At 70.7% G+C, this 16,491-nt stretch carries 17 protein-coding genes; 9 read left to right on the top strand and 8 right to left on the bottom strand.

The window, feature by feature from the left end; all coding sequences use genetic code 11:
- Positions 1-25 precede the first annotated feature (25 nt).
- The 3 genes from HS104_41115 to HS104_41125 are packed head-to-tail and all read right to left on the bottom strand — an operon-like array spanning position 26 to position 2,273.
- On the bottom strand, positions 26-799 hold the full coding sequence (locus tag HS104_41115) for a hypothetical protein (GenBank protein MBE7486359.1): 774 nt from the start codon (positions 797-799) through the stop codon (positions 26-28).
- A 14-nt stretch (positions 800-813) separates the two neighbouring features.
- Positions 814-1,398, bottom strand: coding sequence for a DUF3943 domain-containing protein (locus HS104_41120; GenBank protein ID MBE7486360.1), 585 nt, complete (start codon positions 1,396-1,398; stop codon positions 814-816).
- Positions 1,395-2,273, bottom strand: a complete 879-nt coding sequence (locus HS104_41125; protein MBE7486361.1) for a metallophosphoesterase — start codon at positions 2,271-2,273, stop codon at positions 1,395-1,397. Before HS104_41125 ends, HS104_41120 begins: the two co-directional genes overlap by 4 nt.
- Here HS104_41125 and arsC point away from each other — a divergent pair.
- Positions 2,272-2,631, top strand: a complete 360-nt coding sequence (gene arsC, locus HS104_41130) for an arsenate reductase (glutaredoxin) (GenBank protein MBE7486362.1) — start codon at positions 2,272-2,274, stop codon at positions 2,629-2,631. The genes HS104_41125 and arsC overlap by 2 nt on opposite strands.
- Here arsC and HS104_41135 read toward each other — a convergent pair.
- Positions 2,623-3,123 carry a hypothetical protein gene (locus tag HS104_41135; protein MBE7486363.1) on the bottom strand — a complete coding sequence of 167 codons (501 nt, stop codon included), beginning with the start codon at positions 3,121-3,123 and terminating at the stop codon, positions 2,623-2,625. The genes arsC and HS104_41135 overlap by 9 nt on opposite strands.
- Positions 3,124-3,149: 26 nt before the next feature.
- On the opposite strand from HS104_41135, the gene HS104_41140 reads away from it, so the two are divergent.
- Genes HS104_41140 through HS104_41150 form a run of 3 tightly spaced genes read left to right on the top strand, consistent with a single transcriptional unit; the run spans position 3,150 to position 7,266 of the window.
- Positions 3,150-4,781: an OmpA family protein gene (locus HS104_41140; protein ID MBE7486364.1), complete on the top strand. Its 1,632-nt coding sequence runs from the start codon at positions 3,150-3,152 to the stop codon at positions 4,779-4,781.
- On the top strand, positions 4,778-6,010 hold the full coding sequence (locus HS104_41145) for a hypothetical protein (GenBank protein MBE7486365.1): 1,233 nt from the start codon (positions 4,778-4,780) through the stop codon (positions 6,008-6,010). The genes HS104_41140 and HS104_41145 overlap by 4 nt, the downstream gene beginning before the upstream one ends.
- Positions 6,011-6,012: 2 nt before the next feature.
- Positions 6,013-7,266: a hypothetical protein gene (locus tag HS104_41150; protein ID MBE7486366.1), complete on the top strand. Its 1,254-nt coding sequence runs from the start codon at positions 6,013-6,015 to the stop codon at positions 7,264-7,266.
- A 9-nt stretch (positions 7,267-7,275) separates the two neighbouring features.
- On the opposite strand, the gene HS104_41155 is transcribed toward HS104_41150, so the two are convergent.
- Positions 7,276-7,905 (bottom strand): hypothetical protein, encoded by a 630-nt coding sequence (locus HS104_41155; GenBank protein MBE7486367.1) that lies wholly within the window; start codon positions 7,903-7,905, stop codon positions 7,276-7,278.
- Positions 7,906-7,972: 67 nt separating this feature from the next.
- On the opposite strand from HS104_41155, the gene HS104_41160 reads away from it, so the two are divergent.
- Complete coding sequence (locus tag HS104_41160; GenBank protein MBE7486368.1) at positions 7,973-9,313, top strand: cytochrome P450; 1,341 nt, start codon at positions 7,973-7,975, stop codon at positions 9,311-9,313.
- A gap of 6 nt (positions 9,314-9,319) precedes the next feature.
- On the opposite strand, the gene HS104_41165 is transcribed toward HS104_41160, so the two are convergent.
- The 3 genes from HS104_41165 to HS104_41175 are packed head-to-tail and all read right to left on the bottom strand — an operon-like array spanning position 9,320 to position 10,825.
- Positions 9,320-9,784, bottom strand: a complete 465-nt coding sequence (locus HS104_41165; GenBank protein ID MBE7486369.1) for a cytochrome c — start codon at positions 9,782-9,784, stop codon at positions 9,320-9,322.
- Positions 9,781-10,197, bottom strand: a complete 417-nt coding sequence (locus HS104_41170) for a hypothetical protein (GenBank protein ID MBE7486370.1) — start codon at positions 10,195-10,197, stop codon at positions 9,781-9,783. Before HS104_41170 ends, HS104_41165 begins: the two co-directional genes overlap by 4 nt.
- Positions 10,172-10,825 (bottom strand): TetR/AcrR family transcriptional regulator, encoded by a 654-nt coding sequence (locus tag HS104_41175; protein ID MBE7486371.1) that lies wholly within the window; start codon positions 10,823-10,825, stop codon positions 10,172-10,174. The genes HS104_41170 and HS104_41175 overlap by 26 nt, the downstream gene beginning before the upstream one ends.
- 46 nt (positions 10,826-10,871) lie before the next feature.
- Here HS104_41175 and HS104_41180 point away from each other — a divergent pair, with 46 nt between their 5' ends.
- The 4 genes from HS104_41180 to HS104_41195 all read left to right on the top strand — a co-directional run bounded on the left by HS104_41180 (position 10,872) and on the right by HS104_41195 (position 16,477).
- Positions 10,872-11,165 carry a hypothetical protein gene (locus HS104_41180; GenBank protein MBE7486372.1) on the top strand — a complete coding sequence of 98 codons (294 nt, stop codon included), beginning with the start codon at positions 10,872-10,874 and terminating at the stop codon, positions 11,163-11,165.
- A 22-nt stretch (positions 11,166-11,187) separates the two neighbouring features.
- Positions 11,188-11,562, top strand: coding sequence for a hypothetical protein (locus HS104_41185; protein MBE7486373.1), 375 nt, complete (start codon positions 11,188-11,190; stop codon positions 11,560-11,562).
- A gap of 10 nt (positions 11,563-11,572) precedes the next feature.
- Positions 11,573-12,067: a hypothetical protein gene (locus HS104_41190; protein MBE7486374.1), complete on the top strand. Its 495-nt coding sequence runs from the start codon at positions 11,573-11,575 to the stop codon at positions 12,065-12,067.
- A gap of 99 nt (positions 12,068-12,166) precedes the next feature.
- Positions 12,167-16,477: a hypothetical protein gene (locus HS104_41195; protein MBE7486375.1), complete on the top strand. Its 4,311-nt coding sequence runs from the start codon at positions 12,167-12,169 to the stop codon at positions 16,475-16,477.
- Positions 16,478-16,491 lie beyond the last annotated feature (14 nt).

A 16,491-nucleotide genomic window follows, 5' to 3' on the forward strand; every position in this document is an offset into this window, starting at 1 on the left:
GCGGATCTCGAGTGTCAAGGGTCGATCAGTTCTGGCGCTCGAAGGGGTGGAGCCTCGGCTCGGGGGGACGCTCCGAGGTGTGGAGCGACGGCAGCGGCAGATACTCCGGCGGGTCCGCCAGCCGCACCATCGCGTCCGAAGTCACCAAGTGGGCCACGCCGTCCACGAGCACGAAGGCCTTCGCCCAGAAGGCGTCCACGCGTTTCTCCCCGGCATGCAAGGCGACGTAACCCGCTCGAGTGTGGAGCAGCGTGAGCGACGAGCCGGGCACGCGTGTGATCTGGGTCTCCCGACGCCGCTCGCCCAGGCCGTCGCTCTGGCTGTCCATGCCCTGCCAGTCGGGTGTGCGCTCGAAATCCCGAACCTCGCGGTGCGGCGGATTGGGCAGCGCAGCGTGGAGCGGAGCGCTGACACAAGCCTCGACGCGCCACGCCCCGCAGGTCGCGATCTGTTCCAGGCTCTCGCTCTTGGCGAGGAAGAGCTCCGCGCGCGCGTGGGTCGAGCTCTTGCAGACGCCCGCTTCGGCCACGAGCCAGAACGTCGCTTCGAGCTCGAGGTCCGGCAGCGCTCGAAAGCCGAGGAGGCGCCGCTCCTCGGGCGATCGGTCGAAGCAGGATGCGTCCGGAACGAGCGCCGCCTTGGCGCTGACGACGACGGGACGAACGTGCGCGCTCGGAGGCGGCACGGCTTCCGCAGCGGCTGGCCGGGCTTTGGCGACCTCGACGTGGGCGGGCTTGTTCGTGCTCGGCGGGGGAGCGCAGGCAGCGAAGAGCAACAGCGCCGGCACGACCCACCTCATCACCGCGCAGCCTATCAGCACTTCGTTCCCGCCCAGCGCTCCAGCTCGCCGAAGGGATCGAGCACGCCGGTGAGCAGACCGCGCCAGGTGCGGTCGCCGATGCCCCGCGCGAGCCGCCAGCCCTGGTAGCGGGCCTCGCCGAGCACGAGCCCCGCGGCTGGCGTGTACCAGAGATCGAGGGCGCTCGGGCGCACGCCGTTCGCTTCGAAGCCGTACTCCCAGACGGTGCTGCCGATGGCCGTGAAGGCCAGGGCGGGCAGGACGCCGTGGTGACAGGTGCGCGCGCGCAGGTAGAGCTCGCTGCCGAAGAGCGCGTGGCCGATCGAGTTGACCCACCAGGGGTCGCCGTCCCACTCGAAGGCGCGCCGCGACGAGTCCCACTTCGGCGGTTGCGTGTACGCAGCCTCGTAGCTCCGGCCCATACGCGCGAGATCGGTGTCGGCGAAGGGCTCGGGCCAGATCACCGCCTCGCCGAGGCGCATCGTGGACATGAGCCCCAGGGCGTGCAGCGAGGGGATGGTCCAGGACTGCTCGTCGGCCACGGCTGCCGGTGCCTCCACCGGGCCCGAGAGGAGCAACACCCAGAGCGCCGGGCTCACGCGGCCACCGCGATGAGCTCCGCGCGGGCGCGCTCGCCGTCGGTCTCCAGACACACGTGGTAGCGGAGCTCCTGCTCGATGCGGGGCACGCGCGCCGCGTTGACGTAGAGCACTCCGTCGGACTCGAGCAGCCACTTGCGCTCGCCGCCGCCCTTCAAGCGGTGGTGCATGTGCCCGGCGGCGACCGCGAGCACGCGTTTGCCGGCGCGCCTGGCGTGCTCGATGGCGGCGCGCAGATCGGCGTCGCCGAAGTCGCCCTCCTGGCGCCGGAAGTCGCAGCCCCAGATGTCGTGGCGCCGCGCGCCGAGGCCGCTCGGGCCGTTGTGGGCCACGAAGATCAGGCGCTCGTGCGGCGCCTCGTCCACCAGCCGGCAGAGCCGGTCCGCCGAAGCCGTGAGCGAGCGCACGCCGTACACCTCTTCGAGGTAGCTCGCGAAGGCGAAGAAGTCGCCGCCCTGCGAGTGGGGGCGCCCGGTGATGACGCTCAGCGCGAGGGTCTCGCGCCGGACCTCGTGCAGGCTGTAGCCCGCGAGCGGCACGGGCGCGAGCGCCTGACGCAGATCGCGGCAGCGGCGGCGCTGGCCGCGCCCGAGCACGGCCGCGAGTCGCCGGCGTTCGAAGGTCTCGGCGGCCAGGTGCGGCAGGCTCACGCCGTCGTGATTGCCGGGGATGACGAAGGCTGGTGTCCTGAGACGAGCGATGCTCGTGGCTACTCCGAGGGCATTTTGCCGGTAGCCCGCCAGATCACCGACGAACGCCACCAGATCGTAGTCCGCCGCGTCCAGGAGCTCCACGTCGCGGTCGTCCCAGCGCAGGTGGACGTCCCCGACGACGGCGATGCGGATGGCGGACCGTGGTACTTTCGCGCTTGCCATGGCCGCTTCGAAGAACGAGATCGTCATCTACCACAACCCGCGCTGCTCCAAGAGCCGGCAGGCCCTGGAGCTCTTGCGCGAGCGCGGCAAGGAGCCGAAGGTGGTCGAGTACCTGAAGGACGCGCCGAGCGCCGCCCGGATCAAGGAGCTCATCGATCTGCTCGGCGTTCCGCCCCACGAGCTCTTGCGCAAGGGCGAGGCCCCCTACAAGGAGCTCGGCCTGTCGAAGGAGTCCAGCCGTGCCGAGGTCGCGAAGGCCATCGCCGAGTTTCCCATCTTGCTCGAGCGACCGGTGGTGGTCGCCGGCAAGCGCGCGGTCATCGCGCGTCCGCCGGAGCGAGCGCTGGAGCTACTCTGACGGGCTCGACGACACCGGCTGCTTCAGCTTGCCGCTGCACAGCCACTCGCAGCCGCAGACCATGAACTTGTGCCCGCTCTCGGAGCAGGCGTCCTGATAGGCGGCGCTGGTCTCGGGAGGTGTGCAGTCCTTCTGCTCCGGGGCGCAGGACTTCTCGCGGTTTTGGGCGTCGTAGCCCTTCTTACCGCTGGTCACGTTGCCCGTGCACACCGTGCTGCACCCGCACTGCATCACGCGGAAACCGGCGAGCTTGCACTTGTCCTTGAACTCGATGGGGACGTCGCTCGGGGCGCAGCTCTTCTCCGGCGGCGTGCAGGTGAGCTGCTTCCCGCTCACGTCGTACACGCTCTGTCCCGCCATGCGATCCTTCGGCACCTCGAGCGGCGCAGGATTTGCCGGGGGTGTGCTGGCACCGGGACTGCCGCCGCCACCGCCGCAGGCGACGAGCGCGAAAGCGAAGAGCAGAGTCGGGCGCGGGTGGCGAGGAGACATGTCCCTTCGCTACTATCCCGTCGCCGGTGCGCCGTCATCCCCTCTCGTTCGCGCTCGTCGGTGCCTCGCTCGTGTGTAGCGCTCCCACTCGTGGCGACGAGACGCCGTCCCTCGCCCTGAGTCCCGCGCCCGCGGGCGAGCCGACGCTCTTCACCGAGCCGGCCCAGGTCCGAGGCGACGCGCACCTGCGCGCGCGGCTGCTCGGGGTCTTCGCCAGCCAGCCGCTCGTGCTCCAGAACCAGGACCAGGAATTCGACCGCGTCGTCGAGCGCCAGCTCTGGCTGCACACGCTGGTGTCGTTTGCCTTCCGGCACCGCTACCAGCTCTCCCTCGACGTGCCCTTGCTGCTCTCGCAGGCGACGGGCGCCGCGCCGCCGCACGGCAACACCGCCGCCCGCCCGCTGGAAGAGACGCTGCTCGGCGACGTCCGCTTCGGAGCGCGCGCCAAGCTCCTGGGTCCGGCCGGGGAAGGTGAGCACCTGGCGCTCGCGGCGGCGGTGGCGCTGCCCACAGGCAAGGACTACGCGGGGGACGGCGGCCTCGGCGGACGCCTGGCGCTGCTCGCGGACGGCCAGTACTCGCGCTGGCTTTGGGCCGCCGACGCCGGCTTCCGCCTCCGGCCAGGGACGCGGCTGCCGGGCATCGTGCCGACGCGGGTCGGCAGCGAGCTCACGGCCAGCGTCGCGCAGAGCACCTTCGTGGACGAGGGAAAGACCGTCGCGCTCGGCAGCGAGCTCGCCGCGTTCTTCACCGTGGGCGAGGGCGCCAAGCTCCTCGACCCACACGCCACGCGCGCGCACTTCCTGATCCAGGCGCGCTATCGACCCCTCACCGAGCTCGAGCTCGGCGCCGGCGTCGGACCTGATCTGGGCCAGGCGGCGGGCGCGGCGGACTTCCGCGCGCTCGCCTTCGTGGGCTTCTCGCCGGAGCAGGCTCCACCGCCGCCGGATCGCGACGACGATCGCGTCCCCGATCGCGTCGATGCCTGCATCGACCTGCCCGGGGTCCCCTCGCAGGATCCGCTGATGAACGGCTGCCCGGAGGTGCCGCCGGACTTCGACGCCGACGAGATCCCCGATCAGTTCGACGCCTGCCCGAAGGAGCCTGGGATCCCGACCGGCGATCGCCGAACGCACGGCTGCCCGAAGCTCGTGGACAGCGACGGCGACGGCATCGTCGATCGCGTGGACGCCTGCCCCGAGGACAAGGGCGTCCCGAGCGCGGACAAGAAGAGGCACGGCTGTCCTCCGCCGCCTCCGCCGCCCCCGCCGGTCGCACACGTCGAAGCAGAGCAGGTCGTGATCTCCGAGCAGGTGCAGTTCGAGCACGGCACGGCGGTGCTCCGACCCGAGAGCGACGGCATCCTGAGCGAGGTAGCGAAGGTCCTGGCCGAGCACCCCGAGCTCGAGCTGATCGAGGTCGCGGGCCACACCGACGACACCGGCACGCCGGCCATCAACGACAAGCTGAGCGCCGAGCGCGCCGAGAGCGTGGTGAAGTGGCTGGTGGATCACGGCACGGCCGCCGCGCGCCTCAGCGCCAAGGGCTACGGGCAGACCGCGCCCATCGCCGACAACGGGAGCGAAGAGGGCCGCGCAAAGAACCGGCGCGTCGAGTTCCGGATCCTGAAGCGCGCGCCGAAGGAGCCGGCACCTTGAGGCGCTCGGTCCTCGCGCTCATCGCGCTGCTGGTCTCCGCGGAGCTCCGCGCCGAGCCCGGCACGAGCGAGCTCGGCCCCGGGGTGCTGAAGCTCCCGGTGCTGGAGCGCAAGGCGGAGCAAGGGATCCTGACCCCGGTGCCGATCACGGTGGCGCTGCCGGCGGAGCTCGCCGCGCGGGCGGCCCGCGTCCTGGTCCACTACCGGGTCTGGGGCGATCCCGACTGGACGACGCTCGCGCTCTCGCGTCGCGGCAAGGCCTGGACCGGCGCCATCCCTTGCCTGGAGGTGAGCACCGTCACCGGCGACGTCCGCTACTACGTCCGGGTTCACGACGCGGAAGGGAGCGTCCTCGCCAGCGCCGGCTCCCGCGTGAGGCCCTTCAAGGTCACGGTGCTCCACGACACGATGCTCGGCCGCGGCGCGCAGAAGAAGGCGCGCTGCCCCGACCCCTCGGACTGTCCGCGGGGGCTCCCGGGTTGTCCCAGCGAAGCCGTCAAGGAGATCCCCTGCAAGTCGGATCGGGACTGCGAGGGCGCCTCGACCTGCAGCTGGCGCGGCTTCTGCGAGCTGGTCCCGCGCAAGCGGAGCTGGCTCTCCCTCGGCGTGGAGCAAGATCTCGGCTTGGTCTCCACCACCGGCGCGTGCTCGATCCAGGCCCAGGAGAACGAGGGCACCGCGTGCTTCCGGGAGTCGGACGGCGCCAACTACACGAGCTACCCGGTCTACACCAACGAGCCGCTGGGCCCGGCGCGAGGCCCGACCCGGCTGCTGATCGGCTACGAGCGCCTGGTCTACTACGACACGAGCTTCGGCCTGCGCGCGGGCATGGCCATCGCGGGCGAGGGGCCCACGCTGCGCGGGGCCGCGGCGTTCGTGCCCTGGTCGCTCGCGCTCCGCGCCACACGCTGGTTCGGCGAAGACCCCTTCGCCCGCGCCGGCTGGCGCCCGTATGCGTTCCTCACCGCGGGCTACGCGCAGTTCGATCTGGTCACCAGCGTCAGCGTGCGCGAGGACCCGACCCGCTTCTCGTACCAGGGTGACAACGACCTCGAGCAGGATCTCGAGCTCTGGAAGCGCGCCGGCGACGGCTTCGCCGGCATCGGCGCGGGCGTCGCCTTCGCGCCCACTGGCGACACGATGCTCGGCGCCGAGCTCGCCTTGGTGCAGGTGTTTCCCTTCAGCGCCACGGTGATCACGCCGACGCTGTCTTGTGCAGTGGGGTTCTGACGATGACGAAGCTGAAAGCCCGACCCGCGGCCCTGGCCATTCTCCTGGCGGGTGCCTGCGCGAGCCCGCGTGCGCCGGACGCGAAGCCAGCACCCGCGGAGCTGCCACCAGCTGCGGCCGCGACGCTCGACGCGCCCGCGCCGGAGCCTGCACCCCCCGCGGCCGTCGCGCCCAAACCGAAGCCCGTGCAGCTGGCGCTCGGCGAGGACCACTCCTGCCTGGTGTACGCCGACGGTGGGGTCGCCTGCTGGGGGCTGAATCGCTCGAACGCTACGGGCGCTGGCGGCGACGTCGAGCTCGTGCCGGCGCCGACGCGTGTGCCTGGGGTCGAGAGCGCGGCGCAGGTCAGCGTGGGCTTCGAGCACAGCTGCGCGGCGCTGCGGGACGGACGGCTTCAGTGCTGGGGCGCGGCGCACCACCTGGTCGGCGACGATCCCGATCCGACGGATCGACCCGTGATCGCCCAGAAGCAGAGCGGCATCGTGCAGCTGTCCGGCAGCCTGGGGGAGCTGGTGGCCCGGCTCGGGGACGGACGCGTGCGAATGTGGGAGTCGATGACCAGCAGGCTCTACTTCATGGGCCCCGGGCGCAGCCCGCCGGAGAGCTTCTGCGACGGCTGCGAGCTCGGCGGTCTCGGTGACGTGACCAGCGTCGCCTCGGGCTACAACACTCACTGCGCCGTGCGGAAGGCAGGGACCATCGGCTGTTGGGGGGGCAACGAATACGGCCAGCACGGGGTGGGCAAGGTCGAGGCGATCCCGGACGGCACGCTCCCGCCGCGCTCGCCGGTGAAGGTGAAGGGCATCTCGAACGCCACCGACGTCGCGGTCTCCTCCCACGCCTGCGCGCGCCTCGCCGACGGTCGCGTGGCGTGCTGGGGCAACAACGACCACGGCCAGGTCGGCGACGGGACGACCAAGCTCCGGAGCTCGCCGGTCACGCTCGCGGGGCTCGACCAGGTGACCCGGGTCGCGGTCGCCGCCGACTCGAGCTGCGCGCTCCGGGCGGACGGCTCGGTCTGGTGCTGGGGTGCCAACGACGAGGGTCAGCTCGGCGACGGCACGACCACCGACCGAGCGGTGCCAGTGCCCGTGTCGGGCATCTCCGGTGCGGTGTCGCTCTCCGTCGGACATTGGCGCGCCTGCGTCATCCGGAACGACGGCGACGTGTGGTGCTGGGGTTGGTGGGACTTCGCGCGCAAGACCCCGAAAGAGCGCGACGAGGCCTCGCGACGTCCGCAGCAGACGGCCTGGTGAGGGCGGGGGTCAGTGATACGTCGCGCCGATCAGCAGTGACGGCACGAACATGCGCAGCGTCGCCTTGCCGCCGCTGTCGTCGCCCTCGATGGCGTCGTTGTAGAACGCCAGGCGCAACAGCGGGCCGATGCTCCACTCGTGCCCGATCCAGACCTCGTACCCGCCGCCGATCATGGCGCCGAAGCCGAAGCCCGTCGCGGACTCCAGCTGGTCCTTCTGCTGGACGTAGATGCCGCTCAAGAGCAGCGCCGCTTGGACGTGGGCGCCCTGGCGCGGGTCGAAGTAGTAGTCGACGAACGGCCCGATGCCGGACACGTGGTGCGTGCCGACGTCCACGTCGCCGCCGCCTTCGGGCGAGTAGGTCGGAGAGGGCACCACCATCGAGAAGCTGCCGCCGCCGATCACCAGCCCAGGAGCCAGCGTGCCGCCGAAGGCGAGCTCGGTCGAGAGCGCGAGACCCGAGACGTCGGCCTTGCCGCTGCCCCGCTCGGGCTCGTTGGTGCCGAGCACGTAGCCCGGACCGACGCCCAGGCGGGCGTAGAAGCCGTCGTGGACGTAGACGGGGATGCCATTGGCCGCAGCGGGGCCGCTGGACGTGAGGCCGAAGACGACGATCGCGAGCCGCCAGAGCGAGCGCATGGCGGCGATACTGGGCGTTGCCTCGTGCCGGGTCAATTGCCGACGGCATCTGGGCTATCGTGACGCCGTGGGGACGCTCCTTCCGCCGGGACCGAAGCTGCCGACGGCGGTGCAGACGCTGATCTGGATCCGGCGGCCCATCGAGTTCATGCGCTTCTGCCGGGCGCGCTACGGCGACACCTACGCCATGCGCATCGCCGGCACGGGCACCGTGGTGCTGCTGAGCGATCCGGAGAGCATCAAGCGTGTCTTCACCGGCGACCCGAGCGACCTCTGCGCGGGTGAGGTCAACGCCGTGCTCGAGCCCATCGTGGGCCAAAACTCGGTGCTCTTGCTGGACGGGGCGCGTCACCTGCGCCACCGGCGCTTGCTCCTGCCGCCGTTCCACGGCGAGCGCATGCGGCTCTACGCGGCCCAGATGCAGGAGGCCACCCAGCGCAGCCTGGAGCGCTGGCCGCGGGGCGAGCCCTTCTCGCTCCGGCCCCACACCCAGGACATCACTCTCGACGTCATCCTGCGCACCGTCTTCGGCGTGGACCAACGCGACGAGGTCGGCGAGCTCCGCCTGCGGCTCGAGCGGCTGCTCTCGATCGCCGACTCGCCGCTCTCGGTTTTGGCCATGATCCCGAGCTTGCGCCGCGATCTGCCGCTGACGCCCTGGCGGCGCTTCGTGCGCGATCGCGAGGCAGCGGACCGGGAGATCTTCGCGGTCATCGCCCGGCGCCGGCGCGCCGGAACCGGCGGGCGGGACGACGTCCTCGGCATGCTGCTCGAAGCCGTGGACGTGGACGGCGAGCGCCTGAGCGACGTCGAGCTCCGAGACGAGCTGATGACCTTGCTGGTGGCCGGGCACGAGACCACGGCCACGGCCCTGTGCTGGGCGTTCGAGCGCCTGCTCGGGACGCCGCGCGTGCTCGAGCGCCTGCAACGCGAGATCGACGACGTGACCGGCGGCCGGCTCGAGCCCGAGCACCTGGGGCGGATGCCTTATCTCGACGCCACCATCGCCGAGGTGCTGCGCGTGCGGCCCGTGATCCCCATGGTGGGCCGGCGCCTGCACGCGCCGCTCACTCTCGAGCGCTACCAGATCCCGACGGGTTGGGTCGTGTCGCCGTCGATCTACCTGACCCACATGAACCCTGCCGTGTACGACGATCCGGAGGAGCTCCGGCCCGAGCGCTTCCTGGAAAAACGCCCCGACCCCTATGCGTGGCTGCCGTTCGGCGGCGGGATCCGGCGCTGTCTCGGCGCCGCTTTCGCTCACTACGAGATGAAGGTCGTGATGGCGACCATCCTGTCGCGCACCGAGCTCGAGCTCGCGCAGCGCCCGCCCGTGCCGACGGTGCGGCGTGCCATCACCTTCTCGCCCCGCGAGGGCACGCTGGTGCGCGCGCGGCCCAGGGGCTAACGCCCCTCAGAAGCGGTACTTCTGGTGGCAGCTCGTGCAGCCCTCGAGCACGGTGCCGAGCTGCTTCGTGGCGCCGGGGAGATCGTTCCGCTTCGAGGCCTGGAGGAGCTTCACCAGCTCGTCGTGGAACGCCTCGTCCTCTCGCTTGAAAGCTTCGAGATCGGAGCCGGCCTTCGGGGGTTTGTACTCGCCCTTCTCGAGCGCCTTCTCGGTGACCATTCGGGCGGAGTGGACCTTGGAGATGCCGGGGGGAATGCTGGCGAGCTCGTTCTGCGCAACGGCCGTGACCCAGTCGCGGGTGGCCTCGTGCAGCGCGCGCATCTCCGCTTGCACGGGGTTCGCGGGCGGGGGCAGCGCGCTCTTCGCGGCCGTAGCCGCGGGCTCGTCGTGCGCGTGCGATTCGGCGTGTTTGGTCTCGCACGACAGGCCGAGCAGGGGCAGTGCGGTGAGCAGGACGATGGCTGATTTCATGCGCGTTCCTTCGAAGATTGGGGTTGTTTGCAGGCCAAGACGGCGATCAGCGTCCAGAGCGCCGTCCTCACGGCCATCGCGACGACGGTCCTGCCTTCGAACGCGCCGCCGAGCGCGACGTGGACGCCGAAGGCGGCGTAGGTGAGGGCGGTCAGCCCGGCGAGCGTCACCGAGAGCCAAGCGCTCCAGGCGCGTCCGAGCCAGAGCCCGGCGCCCGCGGCGACGTAGGCGAAGCCAGCGACGAAGTTGAACCAGAGCACGAACGGAACGTAGGCGCCGGCCTCGGCGCGCGCGGCGCCCACGCCGAGCAAGACTCGTCCGCCGGAGACGACGCTGGCGATCCCGAACAGGATCGCCACCGCGGCCGCCACGCGGAGCGTGGAGGAACTAGCGGGGGCTCTTTCTTGGGACATGGGCTCTGGTTCCGATCGGTCTTGGTGCGGCGCCCAGCAAGCGCTCGAGCGCTTGCCACGCCTTCTGGGCCCCGATGCGAGGGGCCCGCCCGAGCGCGCTCGCGGGCCGGCTCACGCCGGCAGTGCCGTGCAGCACGCCGGTGAAGCTCCAGACCAACACCTCGACGGGCACGTCGTCGCGCACCAGCCCGTCGCGCTGGGCGCGGGTCAGCTGCTCGCGGACGAAGCCGACGGATCGCTCGACCACGCCGCGTACCCGCGCCGCTCCCTCCTGGCCCGCCACGTCCGCCAGCCGATCGCTCAGCGCCAACCGGAACAGCTCCGGACGCCGGCGCGCCAGCTCGAAGCGCCGCGCGAACAGCTGCGAAAGCGCCTCCATGGGCTCGGCGCTGGGCTCGGGGAAGGTCTCCGCCATCAGCGCCTCGAAGGCGTCGATGGCGGCGGCGGCGATGGCCTCCTTGCTGGCGAAGTGCCGGAACAGCGAGCCGTCCTGCACGCCGACCCGAGCGGCGATCTCCCGCGAGGTCAGCCCCCTGACCCCGCGCGAGGCGAGGATGTCCAGCGCGGCCTCCGCGATCTGGCGGCGGCGCTCGGGGGCGGGCAGGCGGCGGCGGGCTTTAGCTAGCAAGTGCTCACTAGCTTAGCGGGGCCGCCCGAGCCGTCAAGTCCACAGCGTGGCGACGACGCCCGAGCGGTGTCCGACCCAGCTCGCGGACGACGGTCTCCTGAGCGTGGCCGCGCTGCGCTCCGCGGACGGGAAGCGCGCGTCGCTCTTGATCGCGAACCTGGCGAGGGAACCGCGGCGGCTGAGCGTCACCCTCCGTGGCCTCGAGCGCGCAGCAGCGGAGGGAGTGGTGCTCGACGGGCGCGCAGATCTAGCGCCCCGCCGGCTCGCGGTGCCGATCCCAGCGCTGGCGCTCGAGCTCGAGGTGGCGCCGCTCAGCTCCGCGTGGGTCGTGCTGGGCTGAGCGCGCGTGGTAGATTTCGAGCGTGGACTGGTCACGCCTGGCAGGTCTGGCGTTCGCTTTTGCGCTCGGCGGTTGCGCGTCGGACGCCGCGGAGGCTCCCGAGCCCACGCTGCGGACCCCCGGGGCGTTCGTGGCCCAGGAGGTTCACGCCCAGGAGCTCCATCTGTTTCGCGTGCTCGGCGCGCTGAGCCTCGAGAACGGCCAGACCATGCTCTTGATGCGCCGCTTCGAGCCGCGCCCGACCAGCTTCGAGGCCGCTCGCGAGCTGGCGAAGGAGCCCGACCTTCCCATCGACCTGGCCCTCACCTACGCCGTCGAGTCGGAGTTCGTCGCGGTTCCTTACCAGGTGGTCTGGTTCCGCACGCTCAACGAGCAGGATCGCAATGCGCTCCACTGACCGGACCGCGATGCGCCGCCTCGTTCTCGCCGGCGTGCTCTTCGGCCTGCCGGCGCTCTTCGCCCAAGCCTGCCAGCGCCAGGCCGATCTGGTGGACGAGCCGGATGCCACCGTGCTCACGAAGCCGACGCCGGAATACGACGGCGATCTGCCCATGCTCGACGCGGACTTCGCGTCGGACGCGTTCGCCGCCTGCGAAGAGCGCCCCTTCGGGACCTGCATGGGGCCGAACGACTTCGTCTGCGGCTTCGCCGAGTGGGTGCGCGCTCTGGCCCGCGAGTGCCAGAAGCAGACCGGCTGCAAGACCAACGGCTGGCTCACGGTGAAGATGGGCGACGACGGCTGCGTCAGCGAGATCGGCATGGATCGGCCGAACCCCGAGATCGTGGCCTGCCTGCTCGAGAAGCTCGGCGCCGAGCGCTGCCCGTGCCCCGCCATCGAGACCACGTACTACTTCGGCGAAGGCAACAGCGGGAAGTGCCCCGACGCCGGGCCGAAGGGCTGACCCGGGCGCACCTGCGCCCCACGAGCGCGTTCTAACCGGCGTCGAGTTGCGCTAGAGGGCCGACCGGCCGGAGGTGCGTCCGGCGCAAGGGAGGCACTCATGTCGAAGAACCTCGTGCGGCGCTCGCTCGCCGCTCTCGCCATCCTCGGCTCCACCGCCCTCATGGGCTGCTCGGAAGAACGCGACCCCATCAACCGCGTACAGCCGAACGCCCTGGCGAAGAGCTTCTTCGTCGGCGACCTCGCGAGCCCCGACGACGACCCCGAGTTCTACATGCGGGTCACCGTGGTGGACGTGGACTCCGGCGCGGGCTCCGACGGCCTGTTCACCAACAGCGACGCCCAGCCCACGATGCGCGTGCGCTGGGAGATCACCGAGAAGCTCCTGATCGCGCGCCTGACCTACGAGCGCATCGAAGACACCGACGGCAAAGGCGTCCGGCGCACCCCGGACGGCCAGGCCGTCGCGGCCTACGAGATCGACAGCCACTTCGACATCAAGCGCTCCTACAACGAGACCACCGGCGAAGAGCTGAACGTGGTCGAAGAGAACGACGAGGATCGCCCCTGGTTCAAACGCAGCCACTTCCGGGTGAACTGGTCGAAGAACCTGATCACCAGCGCCTACGAGCTCGATACGCTGTCGCAGCTCGGGATCTACTACGGCGTCCAGGTCGAGCCCGTCGCGTATTACGTGAACGACCCGTCGCACCCCGACCTGCCGGTCTTCGACGCGAAGCGCGGCTACTTCGACGTGACCCACAAGGTCTGGGCCAAGCCCCAGATCATCAAGGACGAGGTGTGGGGCGATTTCCCGGCGTGCTGGCTCTACGGCAGCTTCCCCAGCGTCAACTGCAATCCCAGCGAGGTCACGCTCCGCCAGGCCTACCTCAAGATCGAGGACACCGACTACGAGCCGCTCGAGTACGACGGCACGAAGATGGACATGTTCGGCCTCTTCACCGTCGATCGCTTCGGCTACGACCGCAGCTACGGCGTGGTGGACGATCGCTGGCACCGCTTCGCGGCGCGCTGGAACCTGTGGCAACGCTCCCACGTCGAGCCGGTGGTGCAGTGCAACACCCCGGACACGACGCCGGTCGGCGCCGATCCGCACCGCGACGACGACGCGAGCGGCACCGAGGACGAGTGCGAGAGCGTCGGGCGCGGCAGCCGCTGCGACGCCGTCAGCGGCGAGTGCACGCTGCCGCTCCGCGATCGCCAGCTCCGCACCATCGCCTGGCACGTGAACCCGGGCTTCCCGGCGGATCTGTTCGCGTCGACTCGAGAGATGCTCTCCGCGTGGAACGACGCCCTGCGGCTCGCCGTCCTGGCCGGCAGGCTCGCGGAGTGCCGGCGGACCGGCGAGCAGGGCTGCGAGGCCACCTTCGGCTGGCCCGCGCGTTGGTCGGACGACTTCGTGCCGCCCGTCGGCAGCGCCACGGCCGCAGAGGTGCCGAACATCTTCGTGCTCTGCCACAACCCGGTGTCGAGCGAGTTGGGTGACGACCCGGCCTGCGGCGCGGACGGCACGGCGCCCCGCATCGGCGATCTGCGCTACAACATCCTGGCGGTGGTGCAGGACCCGCAGATCATGGCGCCGTGGGGCATCATGATGGACGCGGAGGATCCGCTGACCGGCGAGAAGATCGCGGGCTCGGTGGCGGAGTGGGGCTCGGTGCTGGACCGTGCGGCGTCCACGCTGGCCGATCTGGTGGGGCTGATCAACGGCCAGATCGAGCCCGACGAGTACATCAAAGGCCAGAACGTCAGCGACTGGGTAGCGGCGAATCAGCCCAAAGGCCCCGCGACGAAGCCTTCTGCGCTGCCCAAGGACGAGCTCTCCTCGCGCCGCGAGGCCTTCGACCCGAAGGTGCTCGCCAAGTACCTGGACGGCGCGCCGGCGACCAAGCCGCACCGGCACCCGATCGCCAAGCGCGCAGCCCGCGCCAAGTTCCTGCTCGACTCCGGCCGCCTCGGTCCCGGCAATGCGGCGCTGTCCGCGCGTCTCTCGGCGCTGCGCGGCAGCTCGGTGGAGGCGAGCCTGGTCTCGCCGCAGATGCTCCAAGCCTCGGGCGTGGATCCGAGTGGTCCGCTCACCGCCGACGCCATCCGGCGCGCTTCGCCCCTCGATCGGCGCATGAACCCGACCCTCAGGGCCGCCGATCGCCGGGCGCGCTCGCTCGGAAACGCCAAGCGTCACGCCTGCCGCTACGACGCGCTCGAGCCCGACAACCTGATCGGGCTGGCGCAGAGCGTGGCCAAGCGCTTCCCGGCGCCGGATCCCAAGGACAAGGCGGCGGTGAACGCGCACCGAAAGCAGGTCGTGGACTGGGCGCGCGCCGAGCTGAACCGCGGGGTGCTCGCCCACGAGCTCGGGCACTCGGTGGGCCTCCGGCACAACTTCGGCGCCTCCTTCGACTCACTCAACTACGCGCCGGAGTACTGGCAGCTCCGCACCGGCGACGGCAAGATCACCGCTGCCTGCGCCGACGGCACCACGGACGGCTCGGGCTGCATCGGGCCGCGCTGGCGCGACCCCATCAGCGACAAGGAGATCGACGGCGAGATCCAGCGCTACTCGACCTCGAGCGTGATGGACTACCCCGGCGAGCACAGCCAGGACATGCTCCTGCCCGGCAGCTACGACCGCGCCGCCGTGCGCTTCGCCTACGGCAACGTGGTGGACGTCTGGTCGAAGCCCGGTGTGAGCGTGACCGGCAGCGGCGCCGGGCAGGCCGAGGCCTACAAGCTCACGGCCTTCACCACCAGCCCGGGGCTGTTCGGCGTGCAGTACTTCCCACCGGTGAGCGTGAACGACCCCTACGAGTTCATCCACTACAGCCAGTACCAGCAAGAGTTCGGGCTGATCGCCGAGTGCGCGGCGGACTCGGGCAGCGCCCTCGGCACCAAGTGCAAGGGGCCCGAGATGGACGTGGTGGAGTACCGCGACATGCAGGACTTCGCGGCCGATCCCGACTACGCCTCGTTCGCGTGGGCGGTGCAGCCCCGCGCCGTGGACGGCGACGGGCGGGTGCGCCGCGGCTACCTGTTCTCCAGTGACGAATACGCCGACACCGGCAACGTGCCCTCGTTCAGCATGGACTCCGGGGCCGACGCCTACGAGCAGGTGCGCTTCCTGGAGCAGGGCTACGAGAACCGCTACATCCTGGACGCCTTCCGGCGCGATCGCGTCGACTTCAACTCGTTCGACGTGACGGCGCGCATCCAGTACCGCTACCTCGACAAGATCCAGCAGATCAGCAAGGCATTCGCCTTTGGCGCGGTGCTCGACGGGGATCCGACCAAGCCCTCGACGGAGCTGCTCGTGGACGGCAACTACGGCCCGCTGGCTCTGGCGGCGACGGTCGGGCTCGACCTGTTCGCGCGCATCCTGACCCGGCCGGAGCCCGGCTACTACTGCCCCGCGGACGTCTGCGGCAGTGGGCAGCCCCCGGGCGTGGCCACGGAGCTCTTCGCGGCGGACTCCGTCGCGCTGCCGAACGTGTACGTCTACGACTACCGCGTCGCGCTCGGCGACGGGCGCTACCTGCACAACGACTTCGACTACGGGCAGGGCTACTTCTGGGGCGACTACCAGACGCAAGTCGGCAGCTACTACGAGAAGATCTGGGCCACGTATTACCTGACGGAGGCCTTCGACACCTTCGTGTCCAACTCGAAGGAGGACTTCTACGACTCGCGCTACAAGAACGTGAGCTTCGCCACGGTCTACCCGGAGCAGGTGCGGCGGCTCTACTCGGCGCTCTTGACCGGCGATCTGGACACGTTCGCGCCCTGGGTACTGGTGAAGAACGACCCGAACGACACGCCCCTGGGCAAGCTCGTGTACCCGAATTGGCACGACGCGCTGGACGTGGGCACGCGCCCGGCCGCCGCGAAGCTCGCGGATCCGAACTACGGCTGGAACCCGCAGCTCTACGCCATGGTCTGGGGCAGCATCTACTTCCCGACCAACTGGTCGAGCTCGTGGGTGCACGACGCGCGCATCGCCGTCCTGCCGAGCGAGCTGCCGGACTGGCCGGCGGACGAGGTGATCAAGTTCAGCTACCCCGTCACCGGGCTCACCTACCGCGCGCACCGCACCGGCACGGAGAGCATGCTGGGGCAGACGCGCGAGAAGGGCATCGGTGCGCGAATGCTGGCCTGGGCGAACCACCTGATGTCGCTCGCCTACAAGACCCAGGTCGACGGCAGCGGCAAGCCGCTGTTCAACCCGGACGGCACCCCGGTGCTCGAGCTCGACCTGAACGGCAAGCCGCAGAAGAACGACGCCAACCCGGGCGCTGCCGCCGCGCTCCAGAAGTACGTCGACAGCATCGACCTCTTCCGGCAGCTCACCGCGAAATTCGAGCTGCCGCTCGGCGACGACAGCCTGCCGGCTCCGTGAACGGAAGGGGGCTC

It is taken from the genome of Polyangiaceae bacterium, from assembly GCA_015075635.1.
Lineage (GTDB): Bacteria > Myxococcota_A > Polyangia > Polyangiales > Polyangiaceae > JADJKB01.

Coding starts and splice junctions, on each gene's coding strand:
- HS104_41115 (MBE7486359.1), bottom strand. CDS start 799: ATGAGGTGGGTCGTGCCGGCGCTGTTGCTCTTCGCTGCCTGCGCTCCC.
- arsC (MBE7486362.1), top strand. CDS start 2,272: ATGGCCGCTTCGAAGAACGAGATCGTCATCTACCACAACCCGCGCTGC.
- HS104_41125 (MBE7486361.1), bottom strand. CDS start 2,273: ATGGCAAGCGCGAAAGTACCACGGTCCGCCATCCGCATCGCCGTCGTC.
- HS104_41135 (MBE7486363.1), bottom strand. CDS start 3,123: ATGTCTCCTCGCCACCCGCGCCCGACTCTGCTCTTCGCTTTCGCGCTC.
- HS104_41150 (MBE7486366.1), top strand. CDS start 6,013: ATGACGAAGCTGAAAGCCCGACCCGCGGCCCTGGCCATTCTCCTGGCG.
- HS104_41155 (MBE7486367.1), bottom strand. CDS start 7,905: ATGCGCTCGCTCTGGCGGCTCGCGATCGTCGTCTTCGGCCTCACGTCC.
- HS104_41165 (MBE7486369.1), bottom strand. CDS start 9,784: ATGAAATCAGCCATCGTCCTGCTCACCGCACTGCCCCTGCTCGGCCTG.
- HS104_41170 (MBE7486370.1), bottom strand. CDS start 10,197: ATGTCCCAAGAAAGAGCCCCCGCTAGTTCCTCCACGCTCCGCGTGGCG.
- HS104_41190 (MBE7486374.1), top strand. CDS start 11,573: ATGCGCCGCCTCGTTCTCGCCGGCGTGCTCTTCGGCCTGCCGGCGCTC.
- HS104_41195 (MBE7486375.1), top strand. CDS start 12,167: ATGTCGAAGAACCTCGTGCGGCGCTCGCTCGCCGCTCTCGCCATCCTC.